The sequence below is a fragment of the Aquiflexum lacus genome, assembly GCF_015476655.1.
Classification (GTDB): Bacteria; Bacteroidota; Bacteroidia; order Cytophagales; family Cyclobacteriaceae; genus Aquiflexum; species Aquiflexum lacus.
The window spans coordinates 1-1,320 of sequence record NZ_JABFHF010000072.1; the positions used below are offsets into that span (position 1 = coordinate 1).

The 1,320-nt window shown below is 37.0% G+C and carries 1 protein-coding gene; it reads right to left on the bottom strand.

All coding sequences use genetic code 11. From position 1 onward, the window contains the following. Positions 1 to 41: 41 nt before the first annotated feature. A complete protein-coding gene (locus HMJ38_RS25050; RefSeq protein WP_194977192.1) occupies positions 42 to 1,031 on the bottom strand; it encodes an IS110 family RNA-guided transposase in 990 nt (329 codons plus the stop codon). Positions 1,032 to 1,320: the final 289 nt, after the last annotated feature.

Consider the following 1,320-nt stretch of genomic DNA (forward strand, 5'->3'; position numbering starts at 1 on the left):
TCGAAATGAATTGTGTTTAAAGTCAAGTATTGATCCAAATATTATTTTGCAATAGGATTTATGCTTGTATAGTTTTTATCATATTTAATACCTGATTTGGCAATGGCAAATGCTTGTTTAATCAACTTATTCACCACTGCAATCATGGCGACTCTATGGGCTTTTCCTTTTGCTCTCAACCGTAGGTATAGATCTTTGCATGTTTGATTATATCTTTTGGCAGATCTTGCTGCCATGTATAGGCATTTTCTTACTTCTGTCATACCCATCTTGCATATCTTAGCTCTTCCTTTCACAGAGGTTCCTGACTCATAGATTCTGGGAGAAAGTCCCAGGTAAGAAATAACCTGCCTGTAGTTTTCGAAATTATCCAAGCCTCTTAGAGCTACTATTAAGAGCAAACTTGTTTTGGGACCTATACCTGGAACCGATTCAAGTTGTTTTCTTAATTCCCCGTTTTCTCTTTCAATCAATTCATTCAGATGTTTATCTGCCTCTTTAATGTTTTCTTCTATCCTAATTAGTTCCTCTTCCATAGACTTTCTGATAAGCACATCAACCGGTCCTGCAGCTATAAAAGATTCCATTTTCATAAGGATTGCATGCTGGTGTTTCAAAAGCTGTTTCTGATAGGCATACCACTGTTTGATTTGAAGATAACATTCCTTTAGAGGTTCCCATGGCTTCATGTCCATTAAACTTCCATAGGCTGCAATGCTTTGTGCATCTGCACTATCGGTCTTTGTCCTTTTCAACTGCATCTGGATAAACCTCTTGATAACCAATGGGTTTATAACGGAAACTTTGATGCCCTTTTCAAAAAGGAAGCTTGCCAATTGATAATAATAAGGTCCAGAGGCTTCCATGACTACCCATGTGTTCTGAGGCAATTTTAGAAGAAACTCTTTAAAACCTTTAGTATCATTACTTACTTTACCTTTTAGAACCTTTCCTTCAATGGTTTTAAAATAGAAATCAAATTTGTCCTTTGAGATGTCTACTCCTGTGAATACGTTTAGAGGTTTTTCCATAATCTTGTTAACTTTACGCTTGATCCAAATGGGACCGTTGCTATCAGCAAGCCTTTTTACCACATCAATCTATACTTAAAACAGGTTTCTAGACCTAATGAATTGTCCTGATTTCGGTAGAAAGTAGCAGAAGGGAACAGCATTTCGAAGAGTCTTTATGACGAATGACAAGTACCGTTCTTAGTCCTTCTGCTTTTGCCTGGTAGCAGCGCCCCGCTTACCCGACAAACCAAATAATATTCTGATAATTAAACAACATTTTTTATAGGCCAAACTTAGTATGACAAGG